This is a genomic window from Spirosoma sp. (assembly GCF_026391055.1).
Lineage (GTDB): Bacteria > Bacteroidota > Bacteroidia > Cytophagales > Spirosomataceae > Spirosoma.
The window spans coordinates 171,463-188,751 of the sequence record NZ_JAPLET010000020.1; the positions used below are offsets into that span (position 1 = coordinate 171,463).

A 17,289-nucleotide genomic window follows, 5' to 3' on the forward strand; every position below is an offset into this window, starting at 1 on the left:
CTGAGGAGCCTTCAATGTGTTTTTGGCCGGATGGCTCCTCAATACACGATCTTCGTTCCTCAGCCCTATGCAGAAAAAGGCTTCGTTAACAGACTATTTTCAACTCCATTTCATTGTACTGATCTGGGGATTTACGGCTATTCTGGGCAAATTATTGGTACCGCTCGATTCGTCGGCGGTTGTTTTGTTTCGGACGTTGCTAGCCGTTTTTGGCATCGGTATTGTGCTGTTGGTTCGACGGCAATCCATCCAGGTTTCATCGACAGACCGCTGGCGGTTACTAGCAACCGGTGGCCTGATCGGGCTGCACTGGGTCCTGTTTTTTCTGGCCGCCAGGCTGTCTAACGTATCCGTTTGTCTGGCAGGAATGGCAACGAGTTCACTTTGGGCGAGTGTGCTGGAGCCCCTGCTGTTGCGTCGGCGGGTGCGTTTGATTGAGGTGGCGTTAGGGGCCGTTGTTATGGCCGGGCTATACCTGATTTTTCGCTTCGAGTTCGACAAGGTGATCGGGCTGGCGGTAGCCGTCAGTTCGGCTATGCTATCATCGCTATTTACGATTATTAACAGCCGCTTTACCCACAAGTATGATGCGCTGGTTATCTCGTTTTATGAAATGGCGGGTGCGCTCCTGAGTGCGCTGGCTCTATGGCTGGCGGTGCAGCAATTTGATGGGGCGGTAAGTGGTAGTGTGACCCAGTATACACCCCATACGTCCATGCAGTGGCTATGGTTACTGGTGCTGTCGTTGGTCTGTACGGTGTATGCCTATACCGTTGGGGTTAGCCTGTTGCGTAAGTTTTCGCCTTACCTGGCCATATTAACTGTAAATTTGGAACCGGTTTATGGTATTCTGCTGGCCGTTCTGATTTTTGGTGATACTGAACACATGACATCAGGGTTCTATATTGGCACGCTGGTGATTCTAGTAGCTGTGCTGGCGTATCCGTTCCTCAACCGTCAGAAGCCCGCAACCACAACGCCCACCGGGGGCGATCTGGAAATAGATCTACATTAACATAGAACGCAGGAAACCCGAGTCATTGACTTGCGTACGCCTGCGAATAGTACATGAAACATCCGCTTATTGACCGGCTGGCGACCGTAATCGTTATTTTTCTGTTTCTTCTGGCTTACCTGCCGTTGGTATGGCTCTCGTTTCATAACCATCCATCAGCCGCCGATGATTACTGTTTTGCCGACACATCCCTAAAATACGGTTTCTGGCAAGCGCAGAAATTCTATTATGATGGGTGGACAGGTCGCTATTTTTCCAATATGCTGGTCCACGGTAGTCCACTGGTATGGGGCTGGTACGATGGATACCGGTTTATTCCCGCTTTGATGGCTACGGCTCTGGTCGGGGCCATCTACGCGGCCGTCAGCGAATTATTACGAACTGAATCGCTGATAAACCGGGTCAAAGCTACTGCCCTGATTTTCTTTCTTGTGGTGTTGTCACTTCAGAGCACAGTGGAGGCATTTTTCTGGACAGCCGCCATGGCTACCTATACGGTACCTACTATTCTGACAATTTACCTGATGGCCGTTCTGATACGGTACAATCGCTTGTCGGATGGCCCAAAAAAATGGCTGACCATCGTATGGACCAGTTTTTTGGTGTTTGCCATTGTTGGCTCCGGGGAGACAAACCTGGTTGTGCTCATTCTGTTGCTCCTGGCCATAACGGGCTATCGGCTGGTGTTCCGTCGAAAATTCGATTCACTGATGGCCTGGCTGGTTGTTGTCTCGCTGGTATCTGCCTGGCTGTTGTTCAGGGCACCGGGCAATGCCATCCGTATGGGAAGCAACGAGGCTAAAGCCGGTGAATTGTTCCCATCAATTGCCCGGTCATTTATCTGGTTGGGCCGTTCCATAGCGTTTTGGTTATTGAAAACACCTATTTTGCCGTTTACGCTTCTCTACGTCCCCTTTGCCCGGCGTGCCAACCGGCAGGGAAGCCCGGTTCGAGATTTATTTATGATTCCGGCAGGATTATTGACCGTCGTCTATTTGGGCTTGCTGGCGGCTATGATTTTCCCGTCATACTATGGACTGGGCATTGCCCCCTATGCCCGAACCATGAACATCCTGTTCGTATTTTTTGCGATAGGCTGGTTTTACGTCGTTACCGTCTGGATCGGTTGGCTCGACCGGCGGGGGCGTAGCCTCACGATTGCACAAAAATGGCCCGCACCCGTGTGGCTGCTTACGGGCATCTGGCTGATTGGTAGCATTATAACCAGCAATGCCGTTAACCAGTTGTATGCCGACTGGCTGAGTGGCCGGGCAGCTACCTACGACCGGGAAATGACCGAGCGGCATCAGCAATTACTGACCTCGGCGGATACGGTCCGACTCCAGCCTATCAGTGTATATCCGCCCAGTTTATTTGTGGAAGATGTTAAGCCCGATCGTACACATTGGTGGAACCGCTGTCAATCTGGCTATTACGGTCATAAAGCCCTTGTACTTGATTCTACTCTAACTGCCAATCGCTAAAGGCTTTATGTCGTCTGTCTGTATCATTGTTCCCTGTTATAACGAAGCCACCCGGCTCCCTGTCGATGCGTTTCTTTCGTATATCCGGCAAACAGAGAATGTAAACTTTTGCTTCGTCGACGACGGCAGCAGCGATGCTACCCGAACGGTACTGGAAACGATGAAGGCTCAGTATCCTGACTGCATCGACGCGTTAATCCTGCCCCGGAATCAGGGGAAAGCGGGTGCTGTGCGGTCCGGTATGTTGCATTGCGCCAGCCGGCCGTTCGATTATCTGGGTTTTCTGGATGCAGACCTGGCCACACCTTTAACGGCCATTACCGACTTAGCTGCCGTTCTGGATGCTAACCCGGCTCTGGATATGGTGATGGGATCGCGTATAAAATTTCTGGGTGTAGACATTCGGCGCGACCCATTTCGGCATTATGTCGGCCGGGTTATTGCCACCATCATCAGTAACATTTTGAGTTTACCCGTTTACGACTCACAATGTGGAGCCAAGTTGTTCAGACGCGCTACCGTAACTGGGTTGTTTGACGAGTCGTTTATCAGTCCCTGGCTGTTTGACGTCGAACTGCTGGCCCGGCTTATCCAGAAGCACGGTCGCCCCGAGGTGCTGGCCCATGTAGCCGAATACCCACTCCGGCAATGGATTGAGCAAAGCGATTCACGGATCAGCTCCGGTTATGTTTTCAAAATGTGGTACGAGTTGTTCCGAATCTACCAGACGTATCGAACATAACCCGTTTTGATGGCTATACGCTCAATTTGTATATGTCACTAGTGGGCTGAAGGATAGACGTTGGCGGGTTTTCGTGCGAAAAGGTTTACTTTTGCTCAGTTTGACACTGTTCCAACTCCATTTGTTTTGTTGAATCCACAGATTTCTATTGTTGCTCCATTGTACAACGAAACCGAGTCGTTTCCGCGTCTTATAGAACGGTTAAATGCCGTGATGGACACATCTCTTCTTGCAATCGAAGTGGTCTTGATTGATGATGGGAGTCGCGATAATACGGCTGTTTTAATGCAACAACTTGCCCTGACTGATAGCCGGTATCACTGTGTTTTTTTATCGAGAAATTACGGGCATCAGATCGCCTTGTCGGCGGGGATCGCTGCTGCCTGCGGCAGCGAAGCCCTTTTTATAATAGACGGCGATTTGCAGGATCCCCCCGAACTGCTCACCAAATTTTTTGAGAAGTACCAGGAGGGCTATGATGTCGTGTACGCAGTGCGGAAAAAACGGAAGGAAAACTGGTTCAAGCGGATCGCCTATGCGTCGTTCTACCGGCTAATCCGGTCTATTTCGTACGTAAATATGCCGCTGGATAGTGGCGATTTCTCGCTTATTAGCCGCCGGGTGGCGGATGTGTTGAAGCAAATGCCGGAAGAAAGCCGGTTTATCCGCGGGATGCGTAGCTGGATTGGCTTCCGCCAGATAGGCATCGAATACGAACGGGATGCCCGACTGGCCGGCGAATCGAAATATTCATTCGATATGTTGAAACGGCTGGCTTATAATGGCATCTTCAATTTTAGTGAATTTCCGATCAAGATCATCACCCGCCTGGGTATGCTGACCATTGGTATTGCCGTCATCTACCTTATCCAGACACTAATCAAGCGATTTGTCTACCATGATGTACCACAGGGGTTTACAGCCCTTTTGTTCGTCATAGTACTGTTTAGTGGTGTGCAGCTTATTGCACTGGGACTGATTGGTGAGTACGTTTTACGGATCTTTTTTCAGTCAAAAGGCAGGCCCCTCTACGTGGTTAGGGACATCATCCGGCATCAGAAACGCCAACCTCTGACGGGACTGTACCCGCCCGGACCTTCGGGTACGACGCCCCCACAGTCTTCGTTGTAATTCAGTAATCATTGTTAGGAACCCGATACCATTGGATAAAACGCTAGCCAACTATCCCGACCGCATCAATGTCGTCATTCCTTTGTTTAATGACTGGCAGGCTCTTGGACTTTTATTAGAGCGTATTCAGGCGGTAAACGAAGCAACGTTAGTCAGCCGAATGAACTTTCTGATCGTGGATGATTGCTCCTCTACAAACTATACTGCCTTGCCAGCCGGTATTGGACAGTCGCTTTCTATCCTGCGGTTATTCCGGAATGTTGGCCATCAGAAAGCCATTGCACTGGGGCTTTCGCATTTGGCTTCCCTACCGGAGCAGTACCCAACAATTGTCATGGATTCGGACGGGGAAGACCGGCCCGAAGATATTCCAGAGCTTATAAAAACCGGGCTGAATAGTCCAAATCGGATTGTGTTCGCCCACCGGGCCAAACGGCACGAGAGTCTGATTTTTCGTCTGTTCTATGAAGTGTACAAACGGGTATTTCAACTGCTCACCGGTAAAGTAATTACGTTTGGTAATTTCAGCCTTGTTCCAGCGCAGCAGTTGCGGAAGCTAACGCATGTGTCCGAGATCTGGAATAACTACCCTGGTGGTGTTATCCGCTCTCGCTTGCCCTATACGGCTGTCCCGCTGGAACGGGGACGACGACTGGCGGGCGAATCCAAAATGAATTTTGTTTCGCTTGTGTTGCATGGCCTGAGTGCCGTTTCGGTGCTTATGGACACCACCGCCGTACGGCTGGCATTGTTTTGTGTCATTATGGTCGTAGTATCGGTGTTCGGTATTGGGGTAGTGGTGGCCTTGCGTTTATTCACCGATACGGCGGTGCCGGGCTGGGCCAGTTATCTGGTATTTTCTTTCCTGATTGTTATTTTACAGGCTTTCCTGATTTCGCTGTTGCTGGTATTCATCATTCTGTCTTACCGTACGCAGCCTCAGTTTATCCCGGCACGCCAGTTTCAGGATTTTGTCGAGAAGGTCGAGAAGGTATATTAACGGAGTCGAAGATAGTCAGTAAGCCAATAAGTTAGTAAGTGCGGAAGCACAGAACATCTCGCTGGTCTGCCGACCGTCTGCGGTTGCGCGAGTCCGTCCGGTGCGGTCAGCCACTTACCAACTAAAAAGACTTACTGACTGGCTCCCCCGACTTACCACGTATTTAACCATGCTTTTTAATTCACTACAGTTTTTACTTTTTTTTACGGTCGTTACTCTTAGCTATTTCAGTCTGAAGTGGCAGGGGCGGTGGATATTGTTGCTGGTGGCCAGTTGCTACTTCTACATGGTTTTCCAGCCCGCTTATATCCTCATTCTTTTTCTCACCATTGTAATCGACTACATGGCCGGAATCTGGATTGAAAAAGCAACTGGCAAATCCCGGCGCTGGCTGCTGATTCTGTCGCTGATTTCAAACCTTGGAATTCTGGCCTTCTTTAAATACCTCGGCTTTTTTACCGAAAACATTTCCCTGCTTTTTGAGAAGCTAAGCATGCCCGGCGTTGCCGAATCAGTTACGGAACAGGTAAACCGGGTGTTTGTAAAAGTACTGCATGTGTTCGGGCAAAGCGGTATTTCGTCGTACAAAGACAACATGAGCATTCTGCCCATTGGGTTGTCGTTCCATACGTTTCAGGCCATGAGTTACACCATAGAAGTGTACCGGGGCAATCAGAAAGCCGAAAGACACTTTGGCATCTACGCGTTGTACGTCATGTTTTACCCGCAACTCGTAGCGGGGCCTATCGAACGACCGCAGAATGTGCTCTGGCAATTTCATGATTATTTCAAATACGATGTCGAGAAGGTAAAGGCAGGCCTGATGCAGATGGCGTTCGGGCTTTTCAAGAAACTTGTCATTGCCGACCGACTGGCTATACTCGTTGACCATGCCTACGCCGATCCGGCACAGCAGAATGGTCTGACGCTGTTAATGGCCACCTTCTTTTATACATTCCAGATCTACTGCGACTTTTCGGGCTATTCTGATGTCGCCATTGGAGCTGCGCGGGTTATGGGTTTCACTCTGATGGATAACTTCAAAACGCCATACATTGCCCAATCCATCTCCGAGTTCTGGCGTAGGTGGCACATCTCGCTCTCAACCTGGTTTCGCGACTATCTGTACATTCCGCTCGGCGGCAACCGGAAAGGGGAAGTCCGGCAGTACATCAACATGCTCATCGTCTTTCTGGCCAGCGGGCTCTGGCATGGCCCTAACTGGACTTATGTTATTTGGGGTGGCCTAAACGGTCTGTATCAGATTCTGGCCGTTTTGCGCGACAAGCTATTAGCAAAGATGGGCTTTTCGCGAACCCCTCCCAGTCTGGTAACCTCGCCGGTGCAGGACAAAGAAAGTCGTAAGTCGCCCGTACGAGTGGTGATTAATGTGCTGATTACATTCACATTAATCATGCTCACCTGGGTGTTTTTTAGAGCCCGCAACCTGGCCGACGCCTTTCTGATTCTGAAGCGAATACCAACGGCATCGTTGAACGATACGATCGATAGCCCACTAAATTCGGTAGAGATGTGGTTTAGTATATTCCTGATCGTGTTCCTGCTGCTGAAAGAACAGTTTTACCTGACAATCCCAACTCGTAGTACAATCCGATTTGTCATATTGTTTGGGCTGACTACGTTCGTAACGTATCTCTTCGGGGTATTTTCGTCCAACCAGTTTATCTACTTCCAGTTTTAACGAGGTAATAGTAAAAGGGGGTAGTGTAAGCGCTGTATATTCAAGATATGGCGCTTACACTACCCCCTTTTACTATTTATTCTACCGTTACTTCCAGCCTCCACCTAATGCCCGGTACGTATTGACCATGGCATTCAACTGCTGTACTTTCGTTTCAACCAGATCGAACCGCGATTCCAGTGCATCGCGTTGGGTCAGCAACACTTCCATGTAATCGGCACGTGCCGATTTGAAAAGCGTATTGGAGATATTGGTCGACTGGATGAGCGCATCCACCTGCCGGGCTTTTAAATCATAACTCCTTTGCAGGTTGTTGATATTGGCTATCTGATTCGCTACTTCGATATAGGCATTGAGAATCGTACGTTCGTAATTGTAAACGGCCTGAATCTGCTTGGCATTCGCGCTATAGTACAAAGCTTTTATTGAATTCCGGTTGATTAAGGGCCGGGTAAAGCCGCCGATCAATGAATACAGAAACGATTCGGGCGTTAACAGAAGCGTTGGTTTATACGAATTGAAGCCTATAGCGGCTGACAGATCCAGCGACGGCAGAAAGTTAGCTCGTGCTACCTGAACATCTAGCTTGGCCGCTTCCAGCTCCCGCTCGGCCCGTCGGATATCAGGCCGGTTCTGCAACAGCTGCGTTGGAATACCGGCATGCATAATCTCGGGTATCAGCGTATTGAAATCCTGCGTAGTCCGTTGAACGGGCTGCGGGAATCGACCCACCAGAAAATTGATGTGGTTCTCGGTTTCCGTGATTCGCTGCTGAATGTCGAACTGAAGACTTTGGGTACGGAGCACCTGGGCTTCGAATCGACGTACGGCCAGTTCCGTCACCTTGGCTGATTCTTTTTCCAGCCGAACGATGGACAAGGCATTGGTCTGAATGTCAATGTTTCGTTTCACAATATCCAACTGGCTATCGAGTCCCAACAGCTCGTAATACGAGTTGGCGATTTCGGCAACCAGGTTCGTGACCGTGAAGTTTCTCCCTTCTATAGACGACAAATACCGGATGGCAGCTGCCCGTTTGGCGTTGTGCAGCTTGTTCCAGATATCAACCTGCCAGGAGGCATTGGCCGATAACAGAAAATCGGGCAGGGGATTGGGGAAATTATGACCGGGCCGAATTTCGGTGCTCTCTTCAATAGCGCCTGATCGGGTGTACCGGCCTACTTTATCGATACCGGCTCCCGCCTGTAAACCCACAAACGGCAGATATTCCCCGGTTCTGGTTCTAATCTCGTTTTGGGCAATCTGGATCTCCTGCAAGCTGATATTCAGCTCCTGGTTGTTTCCCAAAGCCGTATCAATCAGGGCCGCCAGGTGGGGGTCGGTAAAGAACTCCCGCCAGCTGACCTTGCCTGTGTTCAGCGTGTCCTGCCCCGTATTGTAATTGACAGGTACAGTTCTATTTTCGGTTCGGGTAACCAATGCCGGGGTTTTGCATGACGTTAGCCATAACGTCATGCAGGTAATCCCCAAGCCTATATAAATGCGTGTTTTAAACATGGTTCGTGCTTTCTTCGGTTACAGGAAATTCGTCTAATTGATGGACCAGATTTTCGGTCAGCGAATCAGCCTCCTCATCTTTGATCATCTTGCGGCCATCGGCCAGACTACCAAAAATGTAGTACAATCCGGGGATGATGATGACCCCGAAAATGGTCCCGAATAACATACCTCCCAAGGCCGATGCACCAATGGTACGGTTACCGATAGCGCCTGCACCCGTTGCAATGATCAACGGTATCAAACCGGCTACAAAGGCGAACGAGGTCATCAAAATCGGTCGGAAACGGACCCTGGCCCCTTCAATAGCTGCGTTGAGAATCGTTTCGCCCTGCTGCCGTTTCTGAACAGCGAACTCAACGATCAGTACGGCATTTTTACCCAACAGACCAATGAGCATGATGAGTCCGATCTGCGCATAGATGTTGTTTTCCAGCCCCATCATTTTCAACACCAGGAACGATCCGAATACCCCAACCGGCAGCGAGAACACCACCGCCAACGGAATGATAAAGCTCTCGTACTGAGCTGCCAGTACAAAGTAGACGAAGGCCAGTACGATCAGGAACACATACAGAGCCTCATTTCCCCGAATCGATTCATCGTACGAAAGTCCTTCAAAAGCAATGTCGTAACCTTTGGGCAACGTTTTGGCGGCTACTTCCCGGATAGCCGCGATGGCGTCGGCCGTAGTGTAGCCTTTTGCAGGAAGGCCTTGAATAGCAGCCGAGTTGTACAAGTTAAAGCGGGTGATTTCGTTGGGCCCCTGGCCTTTCTTCAGGTGCATGAAGGCCGAGTAAGGCACCATTTCACCCGCATCGTTCTTGACAAAAAGCTTCAGCAGATCGGTTGGAAGGCGCCGGAAACTAGGGTCCGACTGCACGTACACTTTGAAGAACTGGTTGTACTTGATAAACCCTTGTTCGTAAGTACTACCGATCATGATGTTGAGGTTATCCATCGCTTTTCCGATAGATACGCCCTTTTGCATAGCCAGCTTGTTGTCGATTTCCAGTTCGTACTGCGGATAGTTGGCCGCAAAGAAGGTAAACAAGCCTGTAAGCTCTTTCCGCTTGCTTAGGTTCTCCATGAACTGCTTGTTGATCTTGTCAAACTCGCTGTAGTCCGTATCGGTCGTTTTGTCGAGCAGACGCATCGAGAAACCACCCGACGTACCAAATCCGGGGATTGCCGGTGGCTCGAAGAACTCGACCGTCGCGCCGAGGTTTCTCGACTTCTCTTCCAGCTCTTCCATGATTTCCTTCACGTTCTTATCACGGTCCGACCAAGTTTTCAGGTTGATCAGGCAGGTACCGGCGTTGGAGCCCCGACCTTCAGTCATGATCTCATAACCAGCCAGAGACGATACCGATTCAATGCCCGGAACCTCTTCGCAAATTTTCTGGAGCCGTCGGGATACCTCGTTGGTTTTTTCCAGGGTAGAACCTGGTGGCGTCTGGATAATTGCATAGATGGTACTCTGGTCCTCGTTCGGAATAAAGCCTGCGGGCAGAATTTTATTTACAACGACAATACCGGCGCAGAACCCAATCAGGATGGCGAACGTCACAAATCGGCGGCTAACGATCAATTTTAGCAGGCCTACGTACCAGCCGGTCATTTTATCAAATCCCCGGTTGAAGCTGTCGAGCGCACGGGTTAGCGGGTTCTTTTTAGGTGGATGTCCATGATGGTTTTTCAACAGCATGGCACACAGTACGGGCGTTAGGGTCAGGGCGATCAGGGCCGAGATTACAATAGAACTCGCCATCGTAATAGAGAACTGACGATAGAAGGTACCCACCGGACCCGACATGAAGGAAATAGGCAGGAATACCGATACCATCACGAGGGTAATAGCGATGATGGCGCCACTAATTTCACCCAACACTTTCTGAACCGCCCGGAAGGGGGTTAAATGCGGCTCTTCTTCCATCTTGGCGTGTACCGCTTCCACCACCACAATGGCATCATCAACCACAATACCAATGGCCAGAACCAGCGCAAACAGGGTAATCAGGTTGATGGAAAGCCCAAATGCCTGGATGACGAAGAAAGCACCGATCAGCGATACCGGAACCGCAAGGATCGGAATCAGCGTAGACCGCCAGTCGCCCAGGAACAGGAACACAACCAGAGCCACCAGAATGAACGCGTCGCGAAGGGTGTGAATAACCTGCTCGATCGACGCATCGAGGAAGTTCGACACGTCATAGCTGATTTTGTAGTCAACTCCTGGCGGGAAGGAGGCTTTCATTACCTCAAGTTTCTCCTTTACTTCGTTGATAACGTCACTGGCATTACTGCCGTAGTTTTGCCGCAACACGATAGCGGCTGAGGCATGACCATCCAGGTTGGAATAGATGTCAAAGAACTCGCTGCCTAATTCTACACGGGCAATATCCTTCAGGTGAATGCTTTCGCCGGATGAATTGGCCCTTACAATGATTCCTTCGTACTCTTCCGGTTTGTTATAACGGCCTTTATAGGTAAGTACGTATTCCAGCGACTGGGCCGCTATACCGGAGCTTTGACCAATCCGGCCCGGCCGACCAATGATACTCTGCTCACCGATAGCCTTCATAACCTCTTCGGTAGAGATGTTGTAGGCCCGCATCCGTTCGGGGTTGAGCCAAACGCGCATAGCATAGCGTCGGCTACCCAATATCTGTGCCCTGGCTACCCCTTTGGTCCGCTGAATTTCAGGGATCATTTTAACGGTAGCATAGTTAAACAGGAATTTTTCGTCAATACTCTTCTCCTTTGAAAAGAGGTTGACGTACATCAGCATACTGGGTTGAACAGGCGAAATGATAACCCCTTCGCGCTGTACCAGTTCGGGAAGAAGCGGCATAACCTGGTCGACCCTGGTCTTTACCCTGATAACGGCCGTATTAGGGTCTGTACCCGGCTCAAAAATAATGCGGAGCGTAGCTTCACCGGCGCTGGTTGCATCGGTGGCAATGTAGCGCATGTCCTGAACGCCGTTGATGGCCTGCTCCAACGTAATCAACGTCGATTTTACCAGTACGTCGGCACTGGAGCCGGGATAAGCAATAAATATGTTTACGGTTGTTGGGGCAATATCCGGAAACTGAGAAATAGGTAAGCTCTTGATAGCCAGTACACCTATGAACACGATCATGATGGAGATCACGATAGCGAATACAGGTCTACGTATGAATTTATTGAACATGTCTTCCCTGTTTTAGAATGGTTGATTACTCGGCGTATAGACCCAGATTCGAGATGACAGAAGCAGGCTGAACGTAGTTGACGTGGATCTTTTCGTTTTCCTTCACCTGACGCAAGCCTTCCAACAGAATTCTGTCGCCTTTGGTCAAACCGGACTGAACGACGAAAATGTGCGGCATTTCGGCAGCTATGGCTATTTCTCTCGACCGCACCACATTGTTCTTATCCACCACATATACATATTTCTTCTCCAGTACTTCGAAAGTGGCTTTCTGCGGGATGATCAGGGCATTTTTGAGTGGTACAGTCATGCGTACACTACCGGTTTCGCCGTGTCTTAGCAGACCTTTAGGATTTGGGAAGGTAGCCCGGAAGGCAATGTTACCCGTTTCGTTGTTGAAGTCAGCTTCAATGGTTTGCACTTCGCCGGGCTGGTCGAACAGTTCGTTATTGGCCATCACCAGTCTTACATGTTTCATGTTGTCGTCGTGGTGGATTTTATAGGCGAGGTATTCGGCTTCCGGCACGTTGAAATACACCCACATTTTGCTGTTGTCAGACAGGGTTGTCAGCAAATCACCATCATCGACCAGACTTCCCAGTCGTACCTGAAAGTGGTCCATAATGCCACTGAATGGGGCACGTATTTCTGTAAATTGTAAGTGCGTTTTTGCGAGTGTTACATCGGCGTTAGCCTTATCGAACTTGGCACGGGCCAGTGCGAGCTCGTTTTTAGAAACGATGTTGCTATCGGCCAGTCGTTTGGTATTTTGAAATTCGATGCCTACGTAGTTGGCTTCAGCCTGCGATTTCTGCAGTTCGGCATTGTAAACCACGGGCATGATCTGAAACATCATCTGCCCCTGCTTTACGTACTGCCCTTCGTCTACAAATATCTTCTGAAGGTAACCTTTTTCAAGCGCCCTTACCTCAATGTGCTGGATAGCATGAACCTGACACACGTAGTCTTTGGTAGCCAGGGTATCTTTCTGCAAGGGGCTTGTGACCAGAAATTTAACTTCCTCTTCTTTTTTCTCTTCTGCATTTGATGAACAGCCTGTCATGCCAAAGAGGGCGAACAGGCCAAACAAGCTCAGGAGAATGTGCGTTTTTTTCATACCGATCTTAATTTTACGAGAATCTATTTGATAGTGTTTAATGGCTTGGGTACTGTTAGCGTGAAGACATGTGCTGGGTGATAACCGTCTGACCTGAGTGTGCAGTTGGCAACTGCTCCAACCGGCTGATTAGGCTATCTTTCTGCTGATTGGCTCGTTTGCATTCGGAGAGCTGTTGTTGCCAGGCTACGAGATCGACCGGATGGACAGTGTAGCCTAACTCGTCTTCGTAAAGACTTAGCTGATGGCTTTGCTCATAAAGCAAAAAGCCATTAAACCCCAGAGAAAGAGCCAGAGCCAGTCCAAAACCGTAGAGCAAAATCGAGGGAAAATTTCGGCGTTGCATAACTTGTGTCCTTGTTACTTCGACACAAATCAAGCCCGGCAACATTAAAACGGTATGAGAAAGAAATTAGAACACATTAAAAATGTCCAATAGCATATTAATGTTTATTTTTATTGTTGTATCTAGATGGCTGTATTGCAGCAAGTTAACCGTGATTTTGTGAAGTTATTAATTATTAATACTACTGGTCTTTATTGAAAAAGTTTTATTTTATGTTCTTAAGAGCCAAATTTAAAAGAGATTAAAATTAATGCTTCTCCTCATCTCAAAAGGATAGATGGGCTGTTTTAGGAATGTCGGGCTTAAGAACCTGACAACACCAGGAAGCCCTCACTAGTACACAGAATAGTAAACAAGGCCGAATAACTTACACCTGACCAGGCAGGGTAATGGTAACGGTCGTTCCCTCATTCACTTGGGAGGTAATTTGAAGAGAACCCTGATGTAAATCAATAATTTTCTGCGTTACCGCCAGACCAATGCCATAGCCGGGGACACCTTCTACATTTTCGCCCCGGTAAAGCGGATCAAGAATGTGAGCCGCATCTACTTCGGAGATGCCCCGGCCGCGGTCGGTTATGGTTATTGTGATTTGGTCTTCCTTAGCCTGAAGTTCGACAGTAACCGCTTCGCCGGAGTATTTGCAGGCGTTATCAAGCACGTTCAAAAAAGCCGTTGTCAGCAAGGTGGCGCTGCCTTTTACCGTGAACACGGCTTCATCGCCGGTCATAAATTGAAGGGGCAGACTCCGGCCCGGATACTTGGTCTGGACTTGCCCAACAGCGGTGAGCAGACAATCGTCCACCTGAACGGCCGTCAGCGCAACGGTTCCATCGGTAACTTTGGCCAGACCCAGCAGGCCATTCGTCAGGGCAATTACTTTTTTCAGTTCTTCAACGGCAATTACCATACTGTCGCGCCAGTCGGCCGGGTTCTGATCGTAGCGAATGGACGTTTCAAGGGTGCCCAGGGTATTGGTGAGGGGGGTTCGCAGTTCGTGGGAAGCATGAGCCACAAAGCTGCGCTGCGAAACAAAGGCATCTTCTAGCCGAAAAAGCATCTGGTTGAAGGTCATGGCGAGTTGAGCGATTTCGTCCCGACGATTTCCTTCGTTCACCCGCTTATAAAGCTGTGTGGCGGTAATCTGCTCCACTTCATCGACAATCTGGGAAATGGGATTCAGCACCCGACCGGCAAAATACCAGCCCGCCAGCACAATCAATGTGAAACCAAACAGATTAGCCAACAGCATAATTTGTTGAAGCGTACCCAGTTTGGCAAAGCCGATTCGGTCATAGCCGGAAGCAAAAATGTAGAACAGTTGCCCCCGGTCCCGATACGCCATCAGGATGGATTCGAGGTGGCCGCTTCTGAACTCAACCAGTGGGTCGGAAGAGAGGAGAGGTATCTTTTCTTTATAATACTCGGACTCTTTTAAGGTTCGATTGGTAAATACTAGATTGTGTCGGTTATCGTAAATACTGATCTGCTCCTCTACAATGGTGAGTAGGTCGGTACGAACCATATTCTTAAAAAAATCATCGTGCAAATGCCGTCGGGAGATCAGCACCCGTCCGGCCACGCGGGCCTTAGATTCCAGCCGACTATAAAACTCTTCCTGCCTGTACAACGAGTAGAAGTACCACACCAGCAGCGACAACGTAAGCTGAATAGCCGTTGCCAGCAACGTAAAAATGATGGTCAGGCGGTTCCGAATGAGCATAACGCTGGTTAATAGTTGTTGATTAATAGCTTATTCACTAATAAGTAGATACTTCTGAGGTTGGACTGTTTTCATTAACCATTAACCATTAACCATTAACCATTAACCATTAACCATTAACCATTAACCATTAACCATTAACCATTAACTAATCCTCCCGAAGAACATAGCCCATACCTACGATGGTATGCAACAATTTGGGTGAAAAACCCTTGTCAATTTTTTTTCGTAAGTAGCTGACATACACATCAATAACGTTGCTGTTGTTGTCGAAGTTGAGGCTCCAGACGCGTTCGCTGATGTCGACCCGCGAAATGACTTTCCCTTTATTGAGCATCATATATTCTACCAGTGCGTATTCGCGGGTGGTCAGGTCGATACGTTTGCCGGCGCGGGTTACAGTCTTACTATCCAGGTTAAGTTCTAAATCGGCCAGTTGGAGCACCTGTTTAGGACGTGAGCCGATCCGGCGGGTCAGGGCTCTAAGCCGTAAAAGCAGTTCCTGGAACTCAAAGGGTTTGGCGAGGTAATCGTCGGCCCCGGCGTTGAACCCGTCCGATTTGTCGGCCATGCTATCCAGCGCGGTGAGCATCAGCACGGGGACAGCCTCATTTTCTGACCGGATATGCCGACACAGATCAAAGCCATTCATGTGTGGAAGATTGACATCCAGAATAATAATATCATAAATGTCCCTGCGGAAGAGTGACAGGCCGGTACGTCCATCGTAGGCGACTTCAACTTCGTAGCCTTCGGCCGATATACCTTTTCGGATAAAAGAAGCTAACCGCTCTTCGTCTTCAACTAAAAGGATTTTCATGAAAAAGTTTCTGGTTGAGTAGTATAGTGCACTCGTAGTTAACAATCAACTCGAACTTCGCCTGTTTAGTTGGCGAACTGATTTTCTAATCCTGTTCTAATCTGGTTCTAACACCTGCCTAACGCGGGGTCTTCACCTTTGTAAAGTCAACCAGGGAATGGATCGATAAAGTGCCAATTCAACCTGGTTGACCTAGCAAATAACAAGACAAACCATGAAAACATATCTGTTTATCCTCGCTTTCGGCAGCAGTTTATTCTTTACTGCTTCGGCCCAGGATGATCGTAAACTACGTAACGACCATACCTACTCAACGCACAATTACAAGCACCCGAACAAGGCCGCAACGGCTCAGTCCTGGAAAGGGCAATCGGGAATTGTGGTTCAGGCGCCCGTTGTCAACCAGGGAATGATAGCCAACTACAAACAGCCGGTACCAGGTAGTAAGCCTGCTGGTGGCCTTACCTTACCGCATACACCGGTTATGGACGTAGCCGTACGGAATTATAAGGCCCAGCACAGCAATGTGATTCGGTCGAGTACGCAACCGGGTTCTATTGCCGTTGAACGGCTACCTGTTCAGCCAGTTACGGGCGGTAACCAATAAGCAGGTGATCGGCATGTTTCTGCCGCCAGTGCCGGAGCTTGCTGCCTGGTTTACTTAATAAAGGATCACGTCTGGCCGCTGAGCGGCCAGACGTGATTTATGCTTAACACAAACCATTGCGTACCCCGTAGTCAAATACAACATATATCGTTTTTGTTGTTGACGCGGCCTTGCCGGTAGTTTTTAGTTTATCTCCCTTCTGTCTGGCTTATGTATATGTCGAAAACTTATTATAATCCTTTGCCAGTACGTTCTGTCCTGCTTGTGATTAGCCTGCTTGGCTTAATTCTGACAAGTATCTTCCTGAGCCGACGCAGTACACACAAGATTCAGGAAGAATCGGTATCAATCTATAAGGACCGGTTGGTGCCGACGGCTATTCTTGTTAATCTGATGTCGACGATCTACGGGAAACGGATGCTGCTCGAAACCAGGCTACTTGCTATCGAAAAGCCTGATTCGGGGCTGGTGGGCTCTAACCTGGATCAGTTTAATCGTCGGGCCGATTCACTGCTGACAGAATTTGGACGAACCAGGCTAACGACCAAAGAAGCTGACCACCTTCAGCTATTTAAACGTCAGCTAAACAGATATGACCGATTGGAAGCTGAAGTGGCTACCAAATTTACGTCGTTACCAAAAGCTCGGCAAGTTGAGCTTACGCGTACGGCCAGTACGGCCTTCAGTCAGATTATTCAGACCCTCAACGAATTATCTTCTCTGCAACTTACGGTAGGCGAGGAATTACTCGAACGGTCGAGAGGACAGACAAATGATGTCTACATTTTAACCGCTTTACAAATAGGGCTGGTGCTGTTTGTGGGGTTGAGTCTGTACTGGCACCGTTTCTAAGGCTCTGCAGAAACGGTATTAATGACTCATTCATGA

14 protein-coding genes are annotated in these 17,289 nt (G+C 49.0%); 8 read left to right on the plus strand and 6 right to left on the minus strand.

What is annotated here, in order from left to right; genetic code table 11:
* Window positions 1–67: 67 nt before the first annotated feature.
* The 6 genes from NT073_RS13585 (at window position 68) to NT073_RS13610 (ending at window position 7,074) form a co-directional block, all read left to right on the plus strand.
* Window positions 68–1,015: a DMT family transporter gene (locus NT073_RS13585; RefSeq protein ID WP_297374247.1), complete on the plus strand. Its 948-nt coding sequence runs from the start codon at window positions 68–70 to the stop codon at window positions 1,013–1,015.
* A 53-nt stretch (window positions 1,016–1,068) separates the two neighbouring features.
* Window positions 1,069–2,499 carry a DUF6056 family protein gene (locus NT073_RS13590; RefSeq protein WP_297374250.1) on the plus strand — a complete coding sequence of 477 codons (1,431 nt, stop codon included), beginning with the start codon at window positions 1,069–1,071 and terminating at the stop codon, window positions 2,497–2,499.
* Window positions 2,500–2,506: 7 nt separating this feature from the next.
* The gene (locus NT073_RS13595) at window positions 2,507–3,241 is read left to right on the plus strand and encodes a glycosyltransferase (protein WP_297374253.1); all 735 of its coding nucleotides are present in this window, start codon (window positions 2,507–2,509) and stop codon (window positions 3,239–3,241) included.
* 129 nt (window positions 3,242–3,370) lie between these two features.
* Entirely contained in the window at window positions 3,371–4,372 is a 1,002-nt protein-coding gene (locus NT073_RS13600; protein ID WP_366107270.1) for a glycosyltransferase family 2 protein, read from the plus strand.
* A 31-nt stretch (window positions 4,373–4,403) separates the two neighbouring features.
* Window positions 4,404–5,372 (plus strand): glycosyltransferase, encoded by a 969-nt coding sequence (locus NT073_RS13605; RefSeq protein ID WP_297374259.1) that lies wholly within the window; start codon window positions 4,404–4,406, stop codon window positions 5,370–5,372.
* Window positions 5,373–5,541: 169 nt separating this feature from the next.
* Window positions 5,542–7,074, plus strand: coding sequence for an MBOAT family O-acyltransferase (locus NT073_RS13610; RefSeq protein WP_297374261.1), 1,533 nt, complete (start codon window positions 5,542–5,544; stop codon window positions 7,072–7,074).
* 87 nt (window positions 7,075–7,161) lie between these two features.
* Here NT073_RS13610 and NT073_RS13615 read toward each other — a convergent pair whose 3' ends face one another.
* The 6 genes from NT073_RS13615 to NT073_RS13640 all read right to left on the minus strand — a co-directional run bounded on the left by NT073_RS13615 (window position 7,162) and on the right by NT073_RS13640 (window position 15,794).
* The gene (locus tag NT073_RS13615) at window positions 7,162–8,550 is read right to left on the minus strand and encodes an efflux transporter outer membrane subunit (protein WP_297374264.1); all 1,389 of its coding nucleotides are present in this window, start codon (window positions 8,548–8,550) and stop codon (window positions 7,162–7,164) included.
* A gap of 34 nt (window positions 8,551–8,584) precedes the next feature.
* Complete coding sequence (locus NT073_RS13620; RefSeq protein ID WP_297374269.1) at window positions 8,585–11,788, minus strand: efflux RND transporter permease subunit; 3,204 nt, start codon at window positions 11,786–11,788, stop codon at window positions 8,585–8,587.
* 25 nt (window positions 11,789–11,813) lie between these two features.
* Window positions 11,814–12,905, minus strand: a complete 1,092-nt coding sequence (locus NT073_RS13625; RefSeq protein WP_012927489.1) for an efflux RND transporter periplasmic adaptor subunit — start codon at window positions 12,903–12,905, stop codon at window positions 11,814–11,816.
* 55 nt (window positions 12,906–12,960) lie between these two features.
* Window positions 12,961–13,251, minus strand: a complete 291-nt coding sequence (locus NT073_RS13630; RefSeq protein ID WP_297374272.1) for a hypothetical protein — start codon at window positions 13,249–13,251, stop codon at window positions 12,961–12,963.
* A 367-nt stretch (window positions 13,252–13,618) separates the two neighbouring features.
* Window positions 13,619–14,974, minus strand: coding sequence for an ATP-binding protein (locus NT073_RS13635; protein ID WP_297374273.1), 1,356 nt, complete (start codon window positions 14,972–14,974; stop codon window positions 13,619–13,621).
* Window positions 14,975–15,122: 148 nt separating this feature from the next.
* The gene (locus NT073_RS13640; RefSeq protein ID WP_297374274.1) at window positions 15,123–15,794 is read right to left on the minus strand and encodes a response regulator transcription factor; all 672 of its coding nucleotides are present in this window, start codon (window positions 15,792–15,794) and stop codon (window positions 15,123–15,125) included.
* A 214-nt stretch (window positions 15,795–16,008) separates the two neighbouring features.
* Here NT073_RS13640 and NT073_RS13645 point away from each other — a divergent pair, with 214 nt between their 5' ends.
* Both NT073_RS13645 and NT073_RS13650 read left to right on the plus strand, forming a co-directional pair.
* Window positions 16,009–16,401 carry a hypothetical protein gene (locus NT073_RS13645; RefSeq protein WP_297374275.1) on the plus strand — a complete coding sequence of 131 codons (393 nt, stop codon included), beginning with the start codon at window positions 16,009–16,011 and terminating at the stop codon, window positions 16,399–16,401.
* Window positions 16,402–16,641: 240 nt separating this feature from the next.
* A complete protein-coding gene (locus NT073_RS13650) occupies window positions 16,642–17,253 on the plus strand; it encodes an MCP four helix bundle domain-containing protein (RefSeq protein ID WP_297374276.1) in 612 nt (203 codons plus the stop codon).
* Window positions 17,254–17,289: the final 36 nt, after the last annotated feature.

What these genes read in the sequence shown, in the direction of transcription:
- NT073_RS13585 (WP_297374247.1), top strand. Translation starts at nt 68, where the DNA reads ATGCAGAAAAAGGCTTCGTTAACAGACTATTTTCAACTCCATTTCATT.
- NT073_RS13590 (WP_297374250.1), top strand. Translation starts at nt 1,069, where the DNA reads ATGAAACATCCGCTTATTGACCGGCTGGCGACCGTAATCGTTATTTTT.
- NT073_RS13595 (WP_297374253.1), top strand. Translation starts at nt 2,507, where the DNA reads ATGTCGTCTGTCTGTATCATTGTTCCCTGTTATAACGAAGCCACCCGG.
- NT073_RS13610 (WP_297374261.1), top strand. Translation starts at nt 5,542, where the DNA reads ATGCTTTTTAATTCACTACAGTTTTTACTTTTTTTTACGGTCGTTACT.
- NT073_RS13615 (WP_297374264.1), bottom strand. Translation starts at nt 8,550, where the DNA reads ATGACGTTATGGCTAACGTCATGCAAAACCCCGGCATTGGTTACCCGA.
- NT073_RS13620 (WP_297374269.1), bottom strand. Translation starts at nt 11,788, where the DNA reads ATGTTCAATAAATTCATACGTAGACCTGTATTCGCTATCGTGATCTCC.
- NT073_RS13625 (WP_012927489.1), bottom strand. Translation starts at nt 12,905, where the DNA reads ATGAAAAAAACGCACATTCTCCTGAGCTTGTTTGGCCTGTTCGCCCTC.
- NT073_RS13630 (WP_297374272.1), bottom strand. Translation starts at nt 13,251, where the DNA reads ATGCAACGCCGAAATTTTCCCTCGATTTTGCTCTACGGTTTTGGACTG.
- NT073_RS13635 (WP_297374273.1), bottom strand. Translation starts at nt 14,974, where the DNA reads ATGCTCATTCGGAACCGCCTGACCATCATTTTTACGTTGCTGGCAACG.
- NT073_RS13640 (WP_297374274.1), bottom strand. Translation starts at nt 15,794, where the DNA reads ATGAAAATCCTTTTAGTTGAAGACGAAGAGCGGTTAGCTTCTTTTATC.
- NT073_RS13645 (WP_297374275.1), top strand. Translation starts at nt 16,009, where the DNA reads ATGAAAACATATCTGTTTATCCTCGCTTTCGGCAGCAGTTTATTCTTT.